Annotated in this window: 19 protein-coding genes; 10 read left to right on the forward strand and 9 right to left on the reverse strand. The window is 67.6% G+C overall.

Going from position 1 to position 19,332, the window contains the following annotated elements; genetic code table 11:
- Positions 1–49: 49 nt before the first annotated feature.
- Positions 50–607 carry a YbhB/YbcL family Raf kinase inhibitor-like protein gene (locus ACLJPX_RS29380; RefSeq protein WP_410604057.1) on the reverse strand — a complete coding sequence of 186 codons (558 nt, stop codon included), beginning with the start codon at positions 605–607 and terminating at the stop codon, positions 50–52.
- A 124-nt stretch (positions 608–731) separates the two neighbouring features.
- Complete coding sequence (locus tag ACLJPX_RS29385; protein WP_410603599.1) at positions 732–1,487, reverse strand: NBR1-Ig-like domain-containing protein; 756 nt, start codon at positions 1,485–1,487, stop codon at positions 732–734.
- Positions 1,488–1,741: 254 nt separating this feature from the next.
- Between ACLJPX_RS29385 and ACLJPX_RS29390 the strand changes: the two genes are divergently transcribed.
- Positions 1,742–2,560 (forward strand): peptidoglycan-binding domain-containing protein, encoded by an 819-nt coding sequence (locus tag ACLJPX_RS29390; RefSeq protein WP_101612816.1) that lies wholly within the window; start codon positions 1,742–1,744, stop codon positions 2,558–2,560.
- 52 nt (positions 2,561–2,612) lie between these two features.
- On the opposite strand, the gene ACLJPX_RS29395 is transcribed toward ACLJPX_RS29390, so the two are convergent.
- From ACLJPX_RS29395 to ACLJPX_RS29405, 3 genes are all read right to left on the reverse strand, one after another.
- The gene (locus tag ACLJPX_RS29395) at positions 2,613–4,169 is read right to left on the reverse strand and encodes a PQQ-binding-like beta-propeller repeat protein (RefSeq protein WP_410603601.1); all 1,557 of its coding nucleotides are present in this window, start codon (positions 4,167–4,169) and stop codon (positions 2,613–2,615) included.
- 79 nt (positions 4,170–4,248) lie between these two features.
- Positions 4,249–4,467 (reverse strand): hypothetical protein, encoded by a 219-nt coding sequence (locus ACLJPX_RS29400; protein ID WP_101612818.1) that lies wholly within the window; start codon positions 4,465–4,467, stop codon positions 4,249–4,251.
- A gap of 41 nt (positions 4,468–4,508) precedes the next feature.
- On the reverse strand, positions 4,509–5,126 hold the full coding sequence (locus ACLJPX_RS29405; protein ID WP_410603603.1) for a TetR/AcrR family transcriptional regulator: 618 nt from the start codon (positions 5,124–5,126) through the stop codon (positions 4,509–4,511).
- Between the two features lie 67 nt (positions 5,127–5,193).
- On the opposite strand from ACLJPX_RS29405, the gene ACLJPX_RS29410 reads away from it, so the two are divergent.
- The 3 genes from ACLJPX_RS29410 (at position 5,194) to ACLJPX_RS29420 (ending at position 7,182) form a co-directional block, all read left to right on the forward strand.
- Positions 5,194–5,835, forward strand: a complete 642-nt coding sequence (locus ACLJPX_RS29410) for an MSMEG_1061 family FMN-dependent PPOX-type flavoprotein (RefSeq protein ID WP_410603605.1) — start codon at positions 5,194–5,196, stop codon at positions 5,833–5,835.
- 13 nt (positions 5,836–5,848) lie between these two features.
- Positions 5,849–6,754: a PDR/VanB family oxidoreductase gene (locus tag ACLJPX_RS29415; protein ID WP_410603607.1), complete on the forward strand. Its 906-nt coding sequence runs from the start codon at positions 5,849–5,851 to the stop codon at positions 6,752–6,754.
- Positions 6,755–6,885: 131 nt separating this feature from the next.
- Complete coding sequence (locus ACLJPX_RS29420; protein WP_101612821.1) at positions 6,886–7,182, forward strand: DUF1540 domain-containing protein; 297 nt, start codon at positions 6,886–6,888, stop codon at positions 7,180–7,182.
- Between the two features lie 67 nt (positions 7,183–7,249).
- Here ACLJPX_RS29420 and ACLJPX_RS29425 read toward each other — a convergent pair whose 3' ends face one another.
- From ACLJPX_RS29425 to ACLJPX_RS29435, 3 genes are all read right to left on the reverse strand, one after another.
- Entirely contained in the window at positions 7,250–7,942 is a 693-nt protein-coding gene (locus tag ACLJPX_RS29425; protein WP_410603609.1) for an FG-GAP repeat domain-containing protein, read from the reverse strand.
- A 169-nt stretch (positions 7,943–8,111) separates the two neighbouring features.
- Entirely contained in the window at positions 8,112–10,298 is a 2,187-nt protein-coding gene (locus tag ACLJPX_RS29430; protein ID WP_410603611.1) for an RICIN domain-containing protein, read from the reverse strand.
- Between the two features lie 157 nt (positions 10,299–10,455).
- A complete protein-coding gene (locus ACLJPX_RS29435; RefSeq protein WP_410603613.1) occupies positions 10,456–11,340 on the reverse strand; it encodes a helix-turn-helix domain-containing protein in 885 nt (294 codons plus the stop codon).
- A 254-nt stretch (positions 11,341–11,594) separates the two neighbouring features.
- Here ACLJPX_RS29435 and ACLJPX_RS29440 point away from each other — a divergent pair, with 254 nt between their 5' ends.
- Both ACLJPX_RS29440 and ACLJPX_RS29445 read left to right on the forward strand, forming a co-directional pair.
- Positions 11,595–12,947 (forward strand): hypothetical protein, encoded by a 1,353-nt coding sequence (locus ACLJPX_RS29440; RefSeq protein ID WP_410603615.1) that lies wholly within the window; start codon positions 11,595–11,597, stop codon positions 12,945–12,947.
- 136 nt (positions 12,948–13,083) lie between these two features.
- On the forward strand, positions 13,084–13,542 hold the full coding sequence (locus tag ACLJPX_RS29445) for a hypothetical protein (RefSeq protein WP_410603616.1): 459 nt from the start codon (positions 13,084–13,086) through the stop codon (positions 13,540–13,542).
- On the opposite strand, the gene ACLJPX_RS29450 is transcribed toward ACLJPX_RS29445, so the two are convergent.
- On the reverse strand, positions 13,463–14,122 hold the full coding sequence (locus ACLJPX_RS29450) for a TetR/AcrR family transcriptional regulator (protein ID WP_410603617.1): 660 nt from the start codon (positions 14,120–14,122) through the stop codon (positions 13,463–13,465). The genes ACLJPX_RS29445 and ACLJPX_RS29450 overlap by 80 nt on opposite strands.
- Before the next feature lie 77 nt (positions 14,123–14,199).
- Between ACLJPX_RS29450 and ACLJPX_RS29455 the strand changes: the two genes are divergently transcribed.
- The 4 genes from ACLJPX_RS29455 (at position 14,200) to vanX (ending at position 17,976) form a co-directional block, all read left to right on the forward strand.
- Positions 14,200–14,910 (forward strand): alpha/beta fold hydrolase, encoded by a 711-nt coding sequence (locus ACLJPX_RS29455; RefSeq protein WP_410603619.1) that lies wholly within the window; start codon positions 14,200–14,202, stop codon positions 14,908–14,910.
- Positions 14,911–15,294: 384 nt separating this feature from the next.
- Positions 15,295–16,326, forward strand: a complete 1,032-nt coding sequence (gene vanH / locus ACLJPX_RS29460) for a VanH-AOV family D-lactate dehydrogenase (RefSeq protein ID WP_410603621.1) — start codon at positions 15,295–15,297, stop codon at positions 16,324–16,326.
- 1 nt (position 16,327) lies between these two features.
- Entirely contained in the window at positions 16,328–17,371 is a 1,044-nt protein-coding gene (gene vanA-Ao2 / locus ACLJPX_RS29465) for a D-alanine--(R)-lactate ligase VanA-Ao2 (RefSeq protein WP_410603623.1), read from the forward strand.
- Positions 17,368–17,976, forward strand: coding sequence for a D-Ala-D-Ala dipeptidase VanX (vanX, locus tag ACLJPX_RS29470; protein WP_101612828.1), 609 nt, complete (start codon positions 17,368–17,370; stop codon positions 17,974–17,976). The genes vanA-Ao2 and vanX overlap by 4 nt, the downstream gene beginning before the upstream one ends.
- The last annotated feature ends 1,356 nt before the right edge of the window (positions 17,977–19,332 follow it).

A 19,332-nucleotide genomic window follows, 5' to 3' on the forward strand; every position in this document is an offset into this window, starting at 1 on the left:
TCGGGACTGATCAAGGGATGGCTCTGTGTATGCCGCCGATGTCACCGAGCTACGACTCGCCGCTGATCCTCGCCGTGCCGAGCGAGGCCGCGGTGATCGCCCTGGCGGCGGTCTGCGTCGACGAACTGGAAGTCAAGCCGGTCAGCGAAGCCCGGTCGAGCGCGTGCACGACGAACTCGTAGGTGTTCACCGTCGAGGGCGAGCACGGTCCCTGATAGCCGTAGAGACTGGCGCTTCCGCGGTAGTAGATCTGCCGGGCGCCCGCGGGCACCGAAGGCCGGTACGCGTGCTCGACGTTCTGGGGGAGCGAGGTCGCGGTCACCGGGATGTCGTAGATGACCCAGTGGATGAGGTTGGCGTTGTCGAGGTCGCGCATGACGATCGCGTAGCTCTTGGCCGCCGCGGGAGCGCCCGACCAGGCCAACGGTGGCGACTCGTTCCTCTTGGCAGGATCCTGCCCGCCGCCGCTGGTGCACTCGTGGACTTTCGGCATGACGCCGCCGTTGGCGAAAGCGGTACTGGACAAGGTGAACGCGTTTTGTCCCGCCGACGCCGCCGTGGCGGGCGCGAGGCCGGTGGCGCCGAGGACGACCAAGGCGCAGAACACGATTCTCGTTGTTCTCACTGGAGACTCCCGAGGCATTTGGGTTCCGGTGCGCAGAATTCAGCGTAGGCAGCCCGGAATGCGGCGGCTAGCGCACTTTCCCGGTCGAACGAGGTGTTTTCGGCGCTCAAGCGCGGACGAGGACGGAGAAGTAGATCGGCTTGTTGGCGGGGAACAGTTCCCGGTCCTGTTCGTCGACCATCTTCCAGAAGATCTTGCAGTCGACCGGGGCGGTCGCCGGAGTGCTCACGGTGACCGTCACCTGCACGTGCCCCTGCGGCGCGGTGTCGTTGACCGGGATCCGCTCCGGGGTGCGGCAGGTGCCCGGCGCGACCGGGAGGTCGGTGCGGCGCAGGTACCGCTTCCGCCATTCGACCGTGCCGGTGTTCTTGATCTCCCACACCTTCACGAACTGCGTGCCCGGCTTGACCGCGGTGTCGTCGGGGATCGTCACGTCGGTGATGAAGCCGGCCGAGTCACCGGGATGGGGTGGCCGCGCGTCCTGCTCACCCGGCAGCAGGATGACGACGACGGCGGCGATCGCGGCGACGAGGACGAGGGCCAGCGGCGCCAGGACGCGTTTGGACCGCCATCTCGGCGCGGCGGGCGCGGGGGCCGGTTCGCGGCCGGCGGACAGCACGAGCTGGACACCCTGCCAGCGGGCGTGCCATTCCTCTTCGTCACCGTCGCAGGCGCGGACGAACTCGCGGACGGTCTCCCACGGCTGCAGCCGCCTGCCGGTGACGGTGAGGTGCAGGGTCGCGTGGGAGACGGCGCCCGACTTCGCGGCCATCTTCCGGAACGACGGCTCGCCTGCCCGCGTCCGCAGCTTCCGCAGCTCGGCCATGAACGCTTCCAGCTCCGGTGTCCGTTCTCCCGGCACGCTCCCCCTCGCGATCGTGTCAGACGTGACAACGATTTTCGTCACTCTGCGCGGCCGGGTAACTATATCGCGAACTCCGCTCCGATCGCCGCGCCGACCAGCGGGATCAGCCGGGCCGTCACCCTGTCAAACGCTGTCAACCTGCGGTTTTTGACGTCAGACGATCCGTACAGGTGGTTCCGGACGACCCCTCCGGCAGGCCAGTGTCGAACACGAGCTGTTCACAGGGAGCAGCACCGAGTGAAGGAGCAGTCATGCGCAAGGTGGCAACCGCCGCGATGTTCACCGCTCTGGCCGGAGCCGCGTTCGGGATGACGGCGGGACAGGCCGCGGTGGCGGCACCGTCGGTCAACATGGAGGCCGTGGTCAAGGCCGCCATGTGGGATCCCTACAAGGCCGACCAGGCGATCACGCCGGGTTCCGGTCCGAGCGTCAAGGTCGTCGAGGAGGCGCTGGCGGCGAAGAACCTGCTCGACAAGAAGCAGGTCGACGGGCACTTCGGCACTTCGACGGTGAAGGCGTACGCGAAGTACCAGAAGTCGCTGGGGCACAGCGGCCTGGCCGCCAGTGGTCTGCCCGGTAAGGGCTCGCTGGCCGAACTGGGCAAGGGCCGCTACACGGTGACCGCGCCGTTCGGTGTCGGGGCGAAGACCAGCCTGGACGGCAAGACGGTGAACAAGCGCACCGCCGACATGATCGCGGCCGCGGAGAAGAAGGCCGGGGTCAAGTTCACCGTCACCCAGGGCTCGTACAACGCCGGCGGGGTCGGCGCCTCGGGCGGGACGCACGACGGCGGTGGCGCGGTCGACATTTCGGTGAACAACATCTCCAACAAGACCGCCGCCGTGAAGGCGCTGCGTGAGGTCGGGTTCGCCGCTTGGCACCGCACCCCGAGCCAGGGCAACTGGGCGGAGCACATCCACGGCATCGCGATCAGCGACACCGACATGTCGCCGCAGGCGCAGGCGCAGGCCGGTGACTACTTCAAGGGCCTCAACGGCCTGGCGAGCCACGCCAAGGACGACGGCCCCCAGGTGAAGAAGGTGACCTGGGAAGAGTTCAAGCGCGGATGACCTCGCGGTCGGTTCGAGCACGTGAAGGCCCCCTTCCTCGCGAAGGGGGCCTTCACCCCGTCGCGGGGAAGCCGAACACCGGGGCGTCACCGCCGCGCGCCGCGACGAGGACGCCGGGCGCGGGGACGAGCGCGTGTCGTGCCCTGCTCGACAGCAGGCCGATGGTCGTGTCGTCGGGGGACGGCCAGTCGACGGGGAGGCTCGACGCCGTCGACCCATCGAGTTCCTGGCGATGCACCACCAGCTTGCCGCCGGGGTCGGCGCACAGGCGCAGGTACGCCGTCCGGGTGGTGGCGTGCGCCCGCCGGTCCGGGCAGGCGGCGAGATCGACGGCCACCCCGCCGTCCAGCGTGGCCGCGGTGATCTTCCCGTTCTCGTCGCGTTCCGAGACGGCCACCGGGCCGAGCGTGACCCGCTTCGGCGCCCTGGGGTCCATTGTGGACACGATGGTGCCGGTGGCGGCGTCGAGCACGACGTCGGTGTTGTCGCCGGTGGCCAGGCCGGAGTACCGCAGGGCCAGGGAAACGGTGCCGCCACCGGGTGCGGCGTGCAGGTAGTAGTCGGCCTTCTCATCGGACGGCCGCGTCACCGGTAGCCGGTGCTCCCAGCGCGGTGTGCCGGTCCGTTCGTCCAGGCCGAGCACGCTGAGCCGGTCTTGGCACAGCAGCGGCGCCAGCACCACGTCACGGCCGCTCGCGGGCAACGCGAACGGCGAGACGCAGCCCGCGGGCGCCTGCCACGACCACCGTGTGTTCCCGCCGCGCAGGTCGAGGGCGTCGACACGGAAGTTGACGTCCCCCAGATGCACGAGCGACGGCAACACGGCGGAGGTCGGTGCGAGCAGGTCCGCGCCGTGCACGTCCTCGATCAGCTTCTCCTGGAGCGGAACTCCGGTGAACGCGTCGAGAACGGTCAGGTGATGGCGGTCCGTGCCGCCGCCGGAAGGGGCGTAGACGGCCAGCAGCAGAAGCCTGTCCGGCGTGGGGACGAGCGCGCGGACGTGGGCACCGGGACGGGCGTAGGTCCAGCGCACCGCGCCGGTCGGCCCGTCGAGCGCGGTGATCTCGCCGCCCGAGCCGGCGACCGCGACCCCGGCACCCGCCGCGACCACGTCCAGCACCTTGGCGGGCGACGTCCACTTCCACGGTGACGTCGCCACCTTGTCGGCGAGCGGGGGTGCCGCGACGGTCGTCGCCGTCGTGGATCGCACCGCCAGCGCGGGGACGACCGTCACCGCGGTCACCGTTCCCGCCGCGAGCGCCACCACCAGCGGGACCGCGAACCACCACCGGGCAGGCCGGGGGAGTGCGGCCGCCACCAGCGAGACGACGGCGGCGACCACGAGCACCGCCGTCGAACTTCCTGGTGTGCCGCTGCCGAGATCGGTGCTCAGGCAGTAGATCGCCCAGCCCGCGGCGCCCGCGGCGCAGACCAGCGCGGAGATCTTCGTCCCGCGGGACTTTCCGAATGCCAGCAACGCCGCCAGTACCAGCGCCGCCGCGACCAGTGTCACTTCGAGATCCGGCCGGTCCGGGCGGACCGCGTCACCGGAAAGGAAGACCGCCAGCACCGCGCAGCCCGCGGCGAGCGCCGCGACCACCGCCCCCATGTCTTTCGCCCCTCAGCCGCCTGCCCCTACCGGTGCATCGTCACCCGGCCGGATCCGGTGCGGGACCGTGGAAATGACGTCATGACCCGGCGTTCGTGCGACGCCGGGTGCGCACGACGCCGATCCACAGCAGAACGGAGACGACGGCACTCGGCACCGCCGTCAGATAGACCGGCCAGGCACGGAACCCCGACACCCACAGCATCGCGGCCAAGCCGACGGTGATCAGCGTCCAAGCCAGCGCGAGAGTGTCACCTCTCCGTTTCCAACGTGCGATGTGTCCGCGTACCGGGGTCATGCTGGTGGGTACCCGCTTTTCGCCTGGTCAACCCCCGAAAATCAGGTGCGGAGGTAACCGGTGATCATCGCCACGAGTTCGTTCTCGAGCCGGGTGGTGTCGATGGAGCCGGGCGCGGCGATGAGCTGATGCACGGTCAGTTCCACAGTGGACGCGACGAGCCTCGCCGCCGTGTCCTTGTCCTGAACGCGGACTTCGGGGTGGCCGTCGAACAGTTCGCGCAGGTCACCGATCATCTCCCATTCCAGCCCGGTGACCCGCTCCAGCACTTCGCTGGAGCGGGGTGCCTGCTCGATCATGATCCGCAGCAGCTGCGGATCGTCGAGATGGTTGTCGATCACCGTGTGCACGAACTCCCTGATGATGGTCTCGAGTGGCTCCTTTGCTTCCTTGTGCCGTCGGAGCGTCGCGCTGGCCTGGTCTCCGTCGAGGTGACGGGTCAGCAACTCGGCCAGGATCGCGTCCTTGTTCGGGTAGTACTGGTACAGCGAGCCGATCGAGATCCGCGCCCGTTCGGCGATCCGGTTCGTCGTCCCCGCGGCGTAGCCGAACTCGGCGAAAATGTGAGCAGCGGCGGTGAGGATGCGCTGCCTGGTCAGCTCGGCCCGGACCTGGCGCGGCTGTTTACGTGGCTTGATCCGTCGTTGCTCCGACGTCATGGCACTCCCCGTGAAGCGGCCTGAAAGCGAGTAGCGAACAGACTGAACAATTGCTCATAATTGTGCCATGACCAGCAGTGATCTCGTGAACGAGACGCGTCCGCGCCGGATCTCCTACGAGGAGGTGCGTGCCAGGCTCGGGGAACCCGAGGCCATGATCAAGGCCAAGGTCCACGACCGCGTCGACCGGCACGGCCACCGGTTCATCGCCCATTCCCCGCTCGTCGCGATGGCCACCGCGGACGCGACGGGCCTGCCCGACTGCTCACCTCGCGGCGACTACCCGGGCTTCGTCAAGGTGCTCGACGAGCACACCCTGGCGATCCCCGACCGGCCGGGCAACAAGCTCGCCGACTCCTTCCGCAATCTCGCCGAGAACGACGGGATCGGCTTGATGTTCGTGATCCCCGGCATGCGGGAAGTGTTCCGGGTCAACGGGCGCGGGTATCCCACCGACGAACCGGACGTGCTCGCCCGGATGCGGACCGAGGGCAAACCGGCGGAACTGGCGATCATCGTGGAGGTCGAAGAGGCCTTCTTCCACTGCGGACGCGCGCTGGTCCGATCCCGGATCTGGGATCCCGCGAGCCAGGCGCTCGCCGAAGAACTGCCGGGCGCCGGCGCGATCGCCGTCGAGCAGATGGGGCTCGACCTCGATCCGGCGGTACTGGAGAACATGCTCGAAGCCAGCTACCGGCAGTTGTACTGAGGTGATCTCGTTGATGCAGCGGACGATTCTCGATCACGTGGAGCCGGTCGCCGAAGGCACCGTCTCCCTGGTCCTGCGCGGTGCCGAGGGCCCGCTGGCCCCCTGGGAACCGGGGGCGCACGTCGATCTGGCGTTGCCGAACTGGCTGACCAGGCAGTATTCGCTGTGCGGGGATCCGGCCGATCGGGGCCGCTACCGGGTCGCCGTCCGGTACGACCGGCTCAGCCGGGGCGGCTCGGAGTACATCCACCTGTTCCTGCGCGCGGGTCGTCCCCTTGAGGTTTCGGTGCCGCGCAACAACTTCCCCTTGCTGCCCGCGCCGGAATACCTGTTCGTCGCCGGTGGTATCGGCGTCACGCCCCTGATGCCGATGCTGGCCGCGGCGGTCGAGGCGGGCGCCGCGGCCACGCTGGTGTACGTCGGCAGGTCGACGGCCACCATGCCGTTCGCCGCCGACCTCCGGGCCGCCTACGGAGACCGGGTGCGCGTCCACGCGACCGAGGAGCACGGCAGGCCCGATTTCGCCGCACTGGCGGCCGGACTCGGCCCGCGAGCGCTGGTTTACTGCTGTGGCCCCGCGTCCATGCTCGACGCGGCCGAGGCGGCGTTTCCCGCGCGAGGACTGCACCTCGAACGCTTCCAGCCGGTGGTCAAGGAGTTCGCGCCGAACGAACCGTTCGAGGTGCGTTGTGTCCGATCAGGACGGACGGTGCCGGTCGCGGCGGAAGAGTCCCTGTTGAACGCGTTGAATCACGCGGGCTATCCGATACCGTCCGGTTGCCGCGAAGGGGTTTGCGGCAGCTGCGAGATCAGTGTCGTCGGTGGCGAACCGGAGCACCGCGACGACATCGGGGCGCCGCCGGGACGGATGTACTGCTGCGTCTCGCGCGCGTCGTCCCGGCTGGATCTCGACCTCTGACATGGGAAACACCCCGGGCGGCCCGGTAGCTTCCCCGGGTGGTCATTCCCGTCTCGAATTGCCGGTGGCACGAGGCGGTGTAACCCTGGTCATACCGAACGACACCACCACCACGAAGCACAGGAGTCGTTATGACCACCACCGAAATGCCCGCTGTCCACGAATGCACGGTCAGCGGATGTTCTTACAACCACGACGGTTGTCACGCTTTCGCCATCACGGTGGGCGGAGGCAATGGATCCGCCGATTGCGGAACGTTCGTCCCGCTCAACACCAAGGGTGGACTCGATCGGGTGACCGCACAGGTCGGTGCCTGCTCCCGGTCCGATTGCCGTCACAATTCCTCGCTGGAATGCACCGCTTCGAGTGTTCGCGTCGGACCCGGTCAGGGCGACCACGCCGCGAACTGCCTGACCTACGCGCCGTAGCTCGCGTACTCGTGAGTGGTAAGGACGGTTCTAACCGTCCTTACCACTCACGAGCATTCGACCCAGGTCAGCTGCCGGTCTGGCCGCAGGTGGCGGCGTCGGTGCCGAGGATCGGGTCGGTCACCGGGCGCTTGCTGATGGTCTGGGTGTTCTGGGTGGTCAGCGCGCCGTCGCGCAGGGTGTAGGTGGTGCGGGTTCCGCTGTAGGTGAGCGGTTCGGCGCTGACGTCGTCGGCTTCGGCGGCGACGACCTCGAAGGTGCGGCCACCACCGTTCAGCGGGGTGCACTGGTAGCCGAGGTGGGCGGCGACGCCACCGCCTTCGGCGATCGACAGCGGCTTGCTGTCGTTGTCGACGACCTGGCTGAGGTTGCGGCCGTCGTAGTGCAGGGCGGTGAAGAAGGTGGTGTTCGCCCCGACGGACTGGGTGACGATGAGCTCGGCGCGGCCGTCGCCGTTGAGATCGGTGACGCGCGGTGCCTCGAGCGGTACGGAGCCGTCCGCGGGCAGGTGGATCGAGGTGAACGCCCCGTTCACGGTGGCGGAGATGACCTGGTCGGTGGCGCTGGTCAGCTGCGCGGTGACGGTCTCGATCTCGCCATCGCCGTCCAGATCGGCCACCGTGGTGACCGGGTCGTTGGCCGGGGCGGCGGCCAGCGGGTTGCCGAGCGGGTGCGCCAGCGCCGGGGCGATGGCGGCGAGGCCCAGGGCCGCGGCGATGCCGGTGATGGTGGCGGTGCGGATGATGCCGGTGTGGTTCATGATCTCTCCCTCCACGCTTACGGTGATCTTTTCACCGAAAGTGTTCTCATAAGGGGAGACGGTCACGGGGCGGGGAAGTGCAGTGAGCGTGTGATGTGCCACACAAGCGCAACCCGCCTCGAAACGCCGTATGGCCCACCCCGGGCAGGGGCGGGCCACACGAGGGCGCCTAGCTGATCGCCCACAGTTGGAGCGCGGAGCCGGTGTCGGCCCGTTGCGTGACGGCGGCACCGTCCGAAGTGGACGCCGTGGTCAGTAGCAGACCTGACCGGACGCTGGTGAGCTTGTAGCTCCCACCAGGCTGTTTCGCCGCGGTCCAGCGCTGGTTGGGACCGCCGGTGCACGTCCATTGGATGACGCGCGCCCCTGCGGTGGCGGCTCCGCCTTCGACGTCGGCGCACAGTTTCGAATGCGTGTTCGTCAGCGTGTAGGAACCGTCGGACTGCCTGGTGAACAACCATTTCTGGTTGGCGCCGTTGTTCGGCGCCCAGGTGACAAGGGGAGTCCCGGTGGCCGTGGACGAGTCCGGGTCGTCGAGGTTCTTGCCGGACGCGGCCAGGGTGCGGACCCCGTCGAGCGTGCCGGTGCCCGCGCCGGCGTCGGTGAACTTCAGCGTCTGCTCGGCCGCGGTCCGGCCACCGCCGACGGCGCTTCCGGTGGTGTCGGTCCAGGACCGGAGCGGGGTGGTTTCCGCCAGGCGTGACGTCTTGCCGGAAAGGCCGAGTACGAGCCCGCTATAGCGGTTCACCAGCCGGAAGGTCCCGGCGGTCGAGGTGGACGGGATGACGAACCACTGCTGTCCGACCGTCGAGGAGGAGGTGACAGTGGGTTTCGCGCCCCAGGCCCGGCCTGCCTGCACGGCGTCGACGCCGAGGAACTGGCCGGTCGCGGCGTTGACGACGCGGTACGAGCCGTCACCGTCGGCGGAGAACTGCCACGCCTCGCGGTCGGAGCCGGTCGTGCCCGCGACCGACGTCGTCGCGCTTCCGGTTCCCTGCGCGAGAACGCGGCCGTCACCGAGGCCGACGCGGTACTTGCGGGAAGTGTCCACAGGGGACGGTGCGGGAGCGGAGGACGTGATGGTCTGGGTCGTGTACTCGCCGCCCGCGTTGCCGGAACACGCCACCGCGCAGTAGGACCGGAACTGCTTGCCGATGATGGTGGAGTTCGTCTTGTTCGCCGCGTCGACGAACCAGCGGTACCAGGACTGGTTGGTGTAGCTCCCGGTGTCGCCGATCAGCCGCCACTTCTGCGTCGTCAGATCGTCGGTCACGTAGTACCGCTGCGGGACGACGCTGTCGACGGCCTCCGGCGCGCCGATGTAGAGCCCGAGGTGTGCGTTGTAGGCGATGTTCATGATGAACAGATCCGATTTGCGCGGCAGCTGCCCCGCGGCGATCTGCTGGCTGACGTTGCCGGTGTTGGCCGGGTCGTAGTCGTCCGCGACGGGCGTGTAGCCCTTGTCGCCCGCCGAAGAGGCGGGAACCATGTTGCTTTCGCGGCCGCCGACGCCGGGCTGGGTCCAGCCGCCGTCGAACCACTTCTGCCACGAACCGGACGACATCTTGCCCGAGATCGGCGCGCGGGCGACGTGCGCCAGCCCGGTCATCGGGCCGCCGGCGCCCGCCTTCGGCACGATGCGCGAGCCGTAGTAGACGTAGAAGTACCCGGACGCGGTGTCGACGAACAGGCGCGGGTCGCCGTCGCCGTAATCGAACGTCTGGTGGGGGAAGGCCGACGTGTCACCGCGTTTGGTGCTGTAGGGCGAGGTGATCGCGTGGTCCTTGATGGCCCAGGTCTTGCCCTGGTCCTTCGACACGGCCCAGTCGATCGCGTCGTAGTGGGAGAACGAGTACGCGCCGAACGGCTCGGGGGTGAACTCGTTGTGGATCAGGCCGTACCAGTCACCGGTGTCCGGATCGACCCAGGTGCCGACGAGGTCGCAGAAGTTGCGCTGCGAGTAGCCCGACCCGGCGGGCGGGTCGGTGGATTCCTTGCCGGTGGGGCTGTTGTTGCAGCGCCAGGTCGTGTCGTGGTTGCGGTCGGCGGGGTTCGCCGGATTCACCGCGTCGCTGATCGGGTTCTTGGTGAAGCTGTCGAAATCGCGCCCGCTGAAGAACTCCCACTCGCGCGGCTGGTCCGCGCCGTAGAGCGCGGCCGCCTGCTGGAAGTAGAACGTGCCGTCCTTGTCGACATAGGTACTCGCCGGGGTGTCGGTGGTCGGGCTGAACGACTTCTTGGCGTCGACCGTGATGGTGTACGTCGCGTCCGGCGGCGCGGCGTCGGACGACACCGGTACCACCATGGTCGCCGCCACGGCCAACGCCGTGGCGCCGAGAAGAGGCAGGGTCCGCATGACTCTCTCCCAAGGGTGACCCGCACCACAGTTGGCGGGGCGGTCGCCGATGTTATGAACGTTATTGCGCGTAAGTCAACGCTTTCACTCAACTTCACGCGTTGGTCATGCACTTATTGCGCGGAAAGTCCAAGCGGTGCCGAGCGGAAGTCCAAGGTCAGTCGTCCGGCACCAGCGGCGGGTCGTCGGGGGAGGGGATCTGCGAACTCCAGCCGCCGGGGACGGCCTGGACGCGCGACTCGCGGAACCGCCCGGGGGAGACGCCGACCCGGCGGGTGAAGAGACGGGTGAAGTAGGCGGCGTCCTCGTAGCCGATCGCCTGCGCCACCCCTTGAATCGGCAACCGTGTGGTGGCCAGGAGTTCCTTCGCGCGGTTGAGGCGGAGCGTCAGCAGGTGATCCTTCAGTCCCGACTCGGTGCTCCGGCGCACGGCCGCGCGCAGTTCGGGCAGCGTCATGCCGCGGCGGGCCGCGATCTCGGCGACGCTGATCGGCAACAGGGCGTCGCGCGCCAGTGCCTCCAGCAGGGAACCTCCGCTGGGCGTGCGGTCGGCGCGGGCCCGCCGCAGTGCCACCAGCAGGTGGTGCACGGCCGCCGAGGCGTCGACCTGGGCCAGCGGGCTGCCGCCTCGCGCGCAGCGCACGATCCGGCTCACGACGTCACGGACGACCTCGACATCGCTCAGTGGCACCACCGGCGCCTCGGGGGTGACGTAGCCGAGTTCCACGTACGCGTCCACGGCACTGCCGTCGAAGTCGACGAAACAGTCTTCCCAGCCCTGCGCGGGATCGGGCGCGTAATGGTGCCCGACCTCGGGAACGAGCCACAGCAGGGCGGGCGCGACGACCTCCTGCCGTTCCCCGCCCGCCACGGCGAACCAGCCGCGTCCCTTGGACACCACGACGGCCACGTAGTGGTCGAGCACGCGCGGTCCCACGGCGGGCAGGACGCCGTGCTGCAGTCCGACGCCGAGGCACACCAGGCCCAGTCGTCGATGCACGGCGGACGGTGTGAAGTACCGCATCCAGGTCCGGTAACCCATCCCCGCATCTTCGCGCACCGTGCGAACACGAACACGGTGAGGGATTGAAGTGAGAGACGGACGGCTCGGATAAGCGAAACATTTTCGAGTGCGCGGATGATCCGAAAAAGGGGATTTCGCTCACCGGGGCCGGTGATCACGGCGAAATCCATCGCCGCGCTCCGGCGTCTGCGGGACCTCGGGAATTTCAGGTATATGTGGAAGGGACAGCGCCGCCGGGGAGGACGGCATGGCGCGTCAGGCAAGGGGGATTCATGTTCGACGCACGTATTTTCGCCGATCAAGTCAGTCCGGCGGCCAAGCCGAAGATCAGGGTTCTGTTCTACACGGATCTCATCGGTTTCAGCGGTAACGGCGGCTTCTCGCTGGGTATTCTTCGCGATCTGATCTTGGCGAACCAGCCGTTCTTCGCGCAGTTCCAGATCGATCTGATCAATCGGCACGAGGGCGGCCACGCCGCCAAAAAACTCACTTCCGCGGTACTCGGCGGATATGAGCAGGTGTGGTTCTTCGGTCTGCTGCAGAGCAATATGCCGGGAGAACCGGAGAACGAGCTCGTGGACGCGGAGGTCGCGGCGCTGCGCACCTGGATGGACGCCGGCGGTGGCGTGCTGATCACCGGCGACCACTCCAACCCGCGTCCGCCGGGAGCGGATCCGTCGCTGCCCGACTACCTGAACCTCGGGCGGGCGCTGGGGCACCGGGTCCCGCGGGCTGGTGAGCTGCGGGTGTGGAACGACCGGCCGGATTCGAGCATCGAGTTCAGCCACAACACCCACCAGCCCGACCCTTGGGGCAGTGACATCAACAACCCGATCCCGAACGACCTCGACCCGTACCCGCAGGAGCTGATCCTGCGGAAGCGGCTCGGCAGGCCGCATCCGTTGTTCCAGGGCAGGCGCGGTCCGATCACCATCTTCCCGGACCACATGCACGAGGGGCAGTTGCTCATTCCCGAGCGGTTGCCGGTGGAGGTGTGGCCGACGGGTCGCGGTGGGCAGCCGAAACCCGAGATCGTCGCGCACGGCACCGACAAGCGCAACGGCCAGGTCTACGGAGTGTGCAGTGTGTACGACGGCGCGGCGGCCGGGGTCGGGCGGATCGTCGCGGACGCCACGTGGCACCACTACTTCGACTTCAACCTGTGGGGTTTCGAAAAGGACGGTGAGGTGCTCGACAGACTCACCGAGTTCTACGTGAACCTCACGCTGTGGCTGACGCCGAAGCCGGTCAAGCTGGAGGTGAACGCCGAGCTGCTGTACTGGCTTTCGCGGAGCTTGAGCGTTCGCGCGGTGTTGCCGGAGGGCTTCCGGGTGCCGGGGATCACCGCGGCGGGCCTGGTCCGCGAGGTCGCCGGGCAGGGTGTGCTGGACGACCTCGTCTGGCCGCTGGAAGGTACGCCGTCGGTGCCGGAGGAATTGTTGCTGGGCGCCGTCGTCAAGGAGTCCGTCGCCGCATTGGGCGATGGGGACTTCGAAGCGTTCGACACCGCCGGTGTCGTCGAACGGGGTCTGCGGGCGGGGGCCGAGGAGTACGCCGCCGAGTTGCGAACAGCGCTCGGCGACGTCGAAGGCCTGAGCGAATTCATTTCGCAGGGCATTCGCTGACCTGAGTGGGGGCTCGTGAGTGGTAAGGACGGTTAGAACCGTCCTTACCACTCACGAGACGTCGTTCACTCGATACGGTCAAAGCGGCGTCGTACCGCGGCCGGTGGGTATTCCTCTGAAAACGGAGGAGACAACCATGCCCGACAACGAACTTCCGGGGTTCCTGATCATCGGCCTGATCTTCGTCGTCGCGGACGGCCAGATCCTTTATCGCGGCGCCCGCCGTTCTTTGAGCGGGCCGGACGGCGGCGGATCGGTGGCCTGGATGGTGGTGACCGTTTTCCACCTGGTCGCGTTCGGGATGCTGGCGCTGCTCGCGGTCGTGGCCCCGGAGTGGTCCGGATCCACTTCCGCGTTCATCGGCAGGCTGGGCGTCTTCCTGCTGCTCATGGCCGTGGCCCACGTGCTCACCCTGTCGGTGCTCGCCGGCAGGCGCCGGGATCGCGCCGTCGAATCCGGCTATCGCAAGACCACCACCGGGCCGGTGACGACCGACGCCGCCGCGCAACCGACGGTCACGCCGGTGCCGGGGCAGGAGGGCCGTCCTCCGCGGGTGAGCCCGGATCTCGGGGACCGCGGTCCGTATCAAGCCTGAGCGCGAACCGGAGCTGGCGCGCCCACCAGCGCACCTGGGGGGCCGGATCGTCCGACGCGGCGCCCGCCAGCCCGGCGCTGCGCCGGAAGGCGCTTCCGTAGAGGGATTCCATCGCCATCGCCTGGTGCAGGGCGGCGACGGCGAGCCGGGTGTCGTCCAGTGAACTGCCGGGTGGGCGAAGCCGGTGGAGGGCGTCGACGACCGGGGCGAGCATCCCGCTGCCGGGATCCCGCCATCCGGCCGTGTGCAACGCCACCGCGAGTTCGCCGTAGCCGTGCCGGTACAGGTCATGGAGCGCCTCGACGAGGTCGAGCAGGTCGGCGTCGTGGTCCAGCCATCCTGCGAGGAGCTCCTGAAGCGCGTCTCTGAGGCGCCTGCCGCCGTGCCGGAGCAGTTCGGCGAGCAGCTTCTCGCGGTTGCCGAAGTGATGGGCGACCCCGGCGTCGGTCATGCCGACCCGCGCGGCCACCGCGCGCATCTGGACGGCGGCCAACCCGGACTCGGCGAGCAGGGAAGCCGCGGCGTCGAGGATCAGCCGCCGGGCCTCCTCGGGAGTCCTTCGTGCTCGGGGGGTCGTCACGATCGGGATCGTACCTTGATGCACCAAGGTAAGTGCGCTACCTTGGCTGCTCAAGGTAATCGGGGTGGGAGAAGGCGATGACCGAAATCAGTCTCGACCTGGGGGAAGTCACCTTGCAGGGCACGGTGACCGGCACCGGCCCGACGGTTCTGCTGCTCCACGCGGATGGGGAGCGACGTGAGGTTTGGGCGCCGGTCGCGGCGATACTGGCCCGCCGCGGGCTCCGGGCGGTGGCCTTCGACCTGCGCGGTCACGGGAGAAGCTCCGGTAGGGCCACCACGCTCCGGACCCTCGCCGACGACGTGGTCGCGATGATCGACAGCCAGCCGGGACCGATCGTCCTCGTGGGCGCCTCGATCGGCGGGCTGGCCGCCATCGCCGCCCTCGCGGACCCCGCCGTCGCGGACCGCGCGGCCGGACTCGTGCTGGTCGACGTCGTACCCGATGTACCGCCGGCCCGGGCGCGCTCGTGGCTCGACTTCCACGGACTCGGCGGCCGCTACACGCGTCTCGTGGACGACGTCCTTGGATCGGGCGCCGCCCTGTTCGCGACGGCGGGGGCCCTGGACCTGCCGATCCTCGTGGTGCACGGCGGGCAGGGATCCCCGCTCGAAGACTCCGACGTGCGGCGTCTGCGCGCCGCCAACCGCCGGGTCACCGTCGCCCGGGTCCCGGCCGCCGGTCATCTCGTGGCTCGCGACGCCCCGGACGAGCTCGCGAGGCTCGTGTCGGCCCACGCCCTCGCGTGGCGAAGTTCGGACAACCGACCGAGTGAATACGCAGAGTGAATGCGACCCGGGGGAATTCTTCGCTCCGGCAAAGCCGCTTTCTCGGGAATCGCCGAATCGCGCGTTTCGGGCATCGAACGGTGCTAAGGTCTGCGGCACTGGTCAGGCGGGGGTGGGCGGTGCTCGGGGCTGAGGTCTTGATCACTTTCCGGCCTGGATCTGTGGTACCCGTCACTGGCCGGTTTCGGTCCGGCGGCCGGGCGGGCAAGATCAGTCCTCAGGTGGCCGCGGAGCAGGTGGGGAGCGCGGACGGGCCCTTCGAGCAGGGGCTCACCACGGACGATCGACACGGCGTGCACACGGCGCTACCAAGCGGTAACATATTGTCGGCGCCTCGAAAACCCCATCTGAGTCGGCAATACCGTGCTGCCTACAATGTCCGGCATGACCTACAGCGAACCAGCGCGATCAGCTGCCCCCCGCACCGGATCGCTGGCGTCCGCGTCCTCCTCGGCCGTCTTGGCGAGGGGAATCACGATTTATGGATGTGGACAGGACGAGGCCGCTCTCTTTCGGGAGATGGCGCCTCGTTTCGGTGTAACGCCGACCATCGTCGAGGCGCCGGTATCCGAGGCCAATCTCGAACTGGCGATCGGTAATCGTTGCATCAGTGTCGGTCATAAGACCCCGATCTCGAATTCCCTTCTTCTCGCGCTCGGCAATGCCGGAGTGGAGTACATTTCCACCAGGAGCATCGGTTTCAACCACATCGACGTGGAATACGCCGCGAGCATCGGGATCTCCGTCGGCAACGTCGCCTACTCGCCGGACAGCGTGGCCGACTTCACGCTGATGCTGATGCTGATGGCGGTGCGCGACGCCAAATCCATCATCCGCCGCACCGAGGTGCACGACTACCGGCTGAACGAGGTGCGCGGGAAAGAGCTGCGCGACCTGACCATCGGGGTGGTCGGGACGGGGCGCATCGGGGTCGCGGTCCTGGACAGGCTGCGCGGCTTCGGCTGCCGGGTGCTGGCCTACGACACGCTGCGCACCGCCGACGCCGATTACGTTTCTCTCGATGAATTGCTGCAGCAGAGCGACATCGTGACCCTTCACGTACCGCTCAACACGGATACGCGCCACCTGCTCGACGCCCGGAACATCGAGCAGATGAAGGACGGCGCGTACGTCATCAACACCGGACGTGGTCCGCTCATCGAAAACGAGGCCCTCATCGCGGCCCTGGAAAGCGGAAAACTGGGCGGCGCGGCACTGGACGTCGTCGAAGGAGAAGAGGGCATCTTCTATGCCGACTGCCGGAACAAGGCCATCGACGGCAAACCGCTGCTGCGGTTGCAGGAACTGCCGAACGTGCTCATCAGTCCGCATACCGCCTACTACACCGACCACGCTCTGAGTGACACCGTTGAAAATTCCATCATCAATTGTCTCAAATTCGAAAGCGGGAAGTAGCATGGATAGGTTGAAAATCGGAATTCTGTTCGGCGGGCTTTCCGAAGAACACCCTATCTCCATCAAGTCCGCGCAAGAGGTCGCGAAGAGCCTCGATCTCGAAAAGTACGAGCCGTTCTACATCGGGATCACGCTGAGTGGTTCCTGGATGCTGTGCGACGGCCCCTCGCCCGACTGGGAGCAGACCGGCAACTGCCGTCCGGCCGTCCTGTCGCCGGACCGCGGCGTGCACGGGCTGCTGGTCCTGGACGAGGGCAAGTACGACACGATCGCCCTGGACCTGGTGCTGCCCGTCCTGCACGGCAAGTTCGGTGAAGACGGCGCGATGCAGGGCCTGCTGGAGATCTCCGGCATCCCCTACATCGGCTGCGACCTCCCGAGCTCCGCCATGTGCATCGACAAGGCGCTCACCTACTCCGTCGTCCGAGGCGCGGGCATCGCGACGCCGAACTTCTGGATCGTCACGTCGGACAACGACATCGACGCCGACGAGCTGAACTACCCCGTTTTCGTGAAGCCGGCCCGCTCGGGTTCGTCCTTCGGCGTCAGCAAGGTCTCCTCGAAGGAAGAGCTGCCCGCCGCCCTGGCGGAGGCGCGTCAGTACGACGGCAAGATCCTGATCGAAGAAGCCGTCATCGGCAGCGAGATCGGCTGCTCCGTCCTCGGCAGCGGCGAGGACCTGATCACGGGCGAAGTGGACCGGGTCGCGCTGACCCACGGGTTCTTCAAGATCCACCAGGAAGAGAGCCCCGAGACCGGTTCCGAGAACTCGAGCTTCATCGTTCCCGCGGACATCCCGGAGGCGTCGAGCACGCTCGTCAAGGAGACCGCGAAGGTCATCTACCGCGCGCTGGGCTGCAGTGGGCTCGCGCGGGTCGACCTGTTCCTCAAGGAAGACGGAAGCGTCGTCCTCAACGAGGTCAACACCCTCCCGGGCCTGACCTCGTACAGCCGGTACCCGCGGATGATGGCGGCCGCCGGCATCTCGCTCGGTGAAGTGATCGACAGGCTGGCGACGCTGACCCTGGCGGGGCGCAACGGATGAAAGACGATTTCGTCTTCGTAGACGAGGTTGTGTCCGGAGTCCGCTGGGACGCCAAGTACGCCACGTGGGACAACTTCACCGGCAAGCCGGTGGACGGCTACCTGGTGAACCGCGTCGTCGGCACGCGCGCCTTCTGCGCGGCGCTGGAGAAGGCGCGGGACAAGGCCGAGTCCCTCGGCTTCGGTCTGCTCCTCTGGGACGTATACCGCCCGCAGCGCGCCGTGGACGCTTTCATGCGCTGGGCGGAACAGCCCGAGGACGGCCGGAAGAAGCTCAGGCACTACCCGAACATCGACCGGCCCCAGATGTTCGAGCAGGGCTACGTGGCCACCAAGTCGGGCCACAGCCGGGGCAGCACGGTGGACCTGACGCTGTTCCACCTGGCGACCGGCGAGCTCGCCGACATGGGTGGTGACCACGACGTGATGGACGTCGTGTCGCACCACGGCGCGGCGGGGATCGCGCCGGAGCAGGAGAAGAACCGCGAAGCCCTCCGTTCCGTCATGGAGGACAGCGGCTTCGGCTTCTACGAGTGCGAGTGGTGGCACTACAGCTTGAAGGACGAGCCGTATCCGGACACCTACTTCGATTTTCCGATCGAGTAGTCGAGCCGGCAGGCGATGAAGATGCCGCGGGTGCCTCAGGGCGCCCGCGGCATCTTCGTGTCCGGGCAGGCCGGTTGGACAGCACGGTGAGGGGTCGGCCGGGTGGGTCGTGAGTGGCGGCCGTGGCGATCATGAAGGTAGTGAAGGCCTCCATCCCTACGCTCAAGGTAGGCAAGGGGCCCTTCACGGCCCGGACCCATGAAAGACCGCAGCCAGAAGTCGGTAGGTGACCAAGACACCCGTGGCCCTAACCCGAATCGCCACTCACGACGACCTGCACCGACACCTCACCGTGCCGTCCAACCCAAGTACGTGAAGGCCCCCTTCCTTGCGCTAGACGCCAGGGTCCCGGCAAAGTGGGCTATCCGTTGGTCGCAGGGGCGAGGAGAGCGGGCTCGTCAGCCGTGGCCTGACACGCTCCTCGAATGTTCACAAAGGACGCCTCTGGCGTATCTTTTGTCATGATTTGGGTGTTTTGCGAGGAGGTCGTGAGTGGTAAGAGTCGTTCTAACGCTCTTTATCACTCACGACCCTCATGCGAAACCACGCGAAGCGCTCGAATCGGGCATGAGGACCCGCCCCGCAGCCCCTTGCGGACAGTCGCACCCCACAATGCGACAACCAGCCCGCTGGAACCCTCGAAACCTGACTCGTGCGGATAGCCGTCCAACCCAAGTACGTGAAGGCCCCCTTCCTTGCGCTAGACGCAGTGAAGGGGGCCTTCACGTACTTGGGGGAGGGGGCGAAGGCGTCCTTCGCTGCATCGGACGCGGCGAAGGGCCCCATCGCCTCACCGCAGACCCGCGCCAAGTTGGACAGCTCGCGGAAGCGTCGGCAAAAGCCTCGTGAGTGGTAAAGGCGGTTAGAACCGTCTTTACCACTCACGAGGACCGCGACGCTGAAGACAATGTCCTAACGTCGGATGACTGGGTCGCCAAGGCGGCGACGGCCGGGTATTCCGTGTCGGCCATTTCCGGTAATTGAGTTCCCGTCCGGCGGGATCGTCTTCCTTAGTACCCGAATGGCCGTTTGACGCACTCTGAGTGGCTCTTTCAAGCACAGGTTCGGTCATCCGGTTGAACAAGCCGCTTTCATGGCGCCCTTTCCCTGCGCGACCGAGCCTGGCGATCAGTGCACGCGGAAACCTCCTCTCGATCGGCCGGTAGGTACCACGACGGCGCGGATGGCCCGGGGCTCGCGCCCACCATGGCACCGCCCGCTTTGTTTTCGGGGCCCCGCATGTACGCCGGTGTCGCGCCCGCGCGACACGTTCGGCCCATCGCGCGGGAAAGGGCGGTCGACGGTCGACCAACTAATGAGATGTCGGCTCGGCCGTTCGTGTGAACAAGTGTCGGG

Origin of the sequence: Amycolatopsis sp. lyj-90 (assembly GCF_046549035.1) — a bacterium.
In the GTDB taxonomy this organism is placed as follows: Bacteria; Actinomycetota; Actinomycetes; order Mycobacteriales; family Pseudonocardiaceae; genus Amycolatopsis.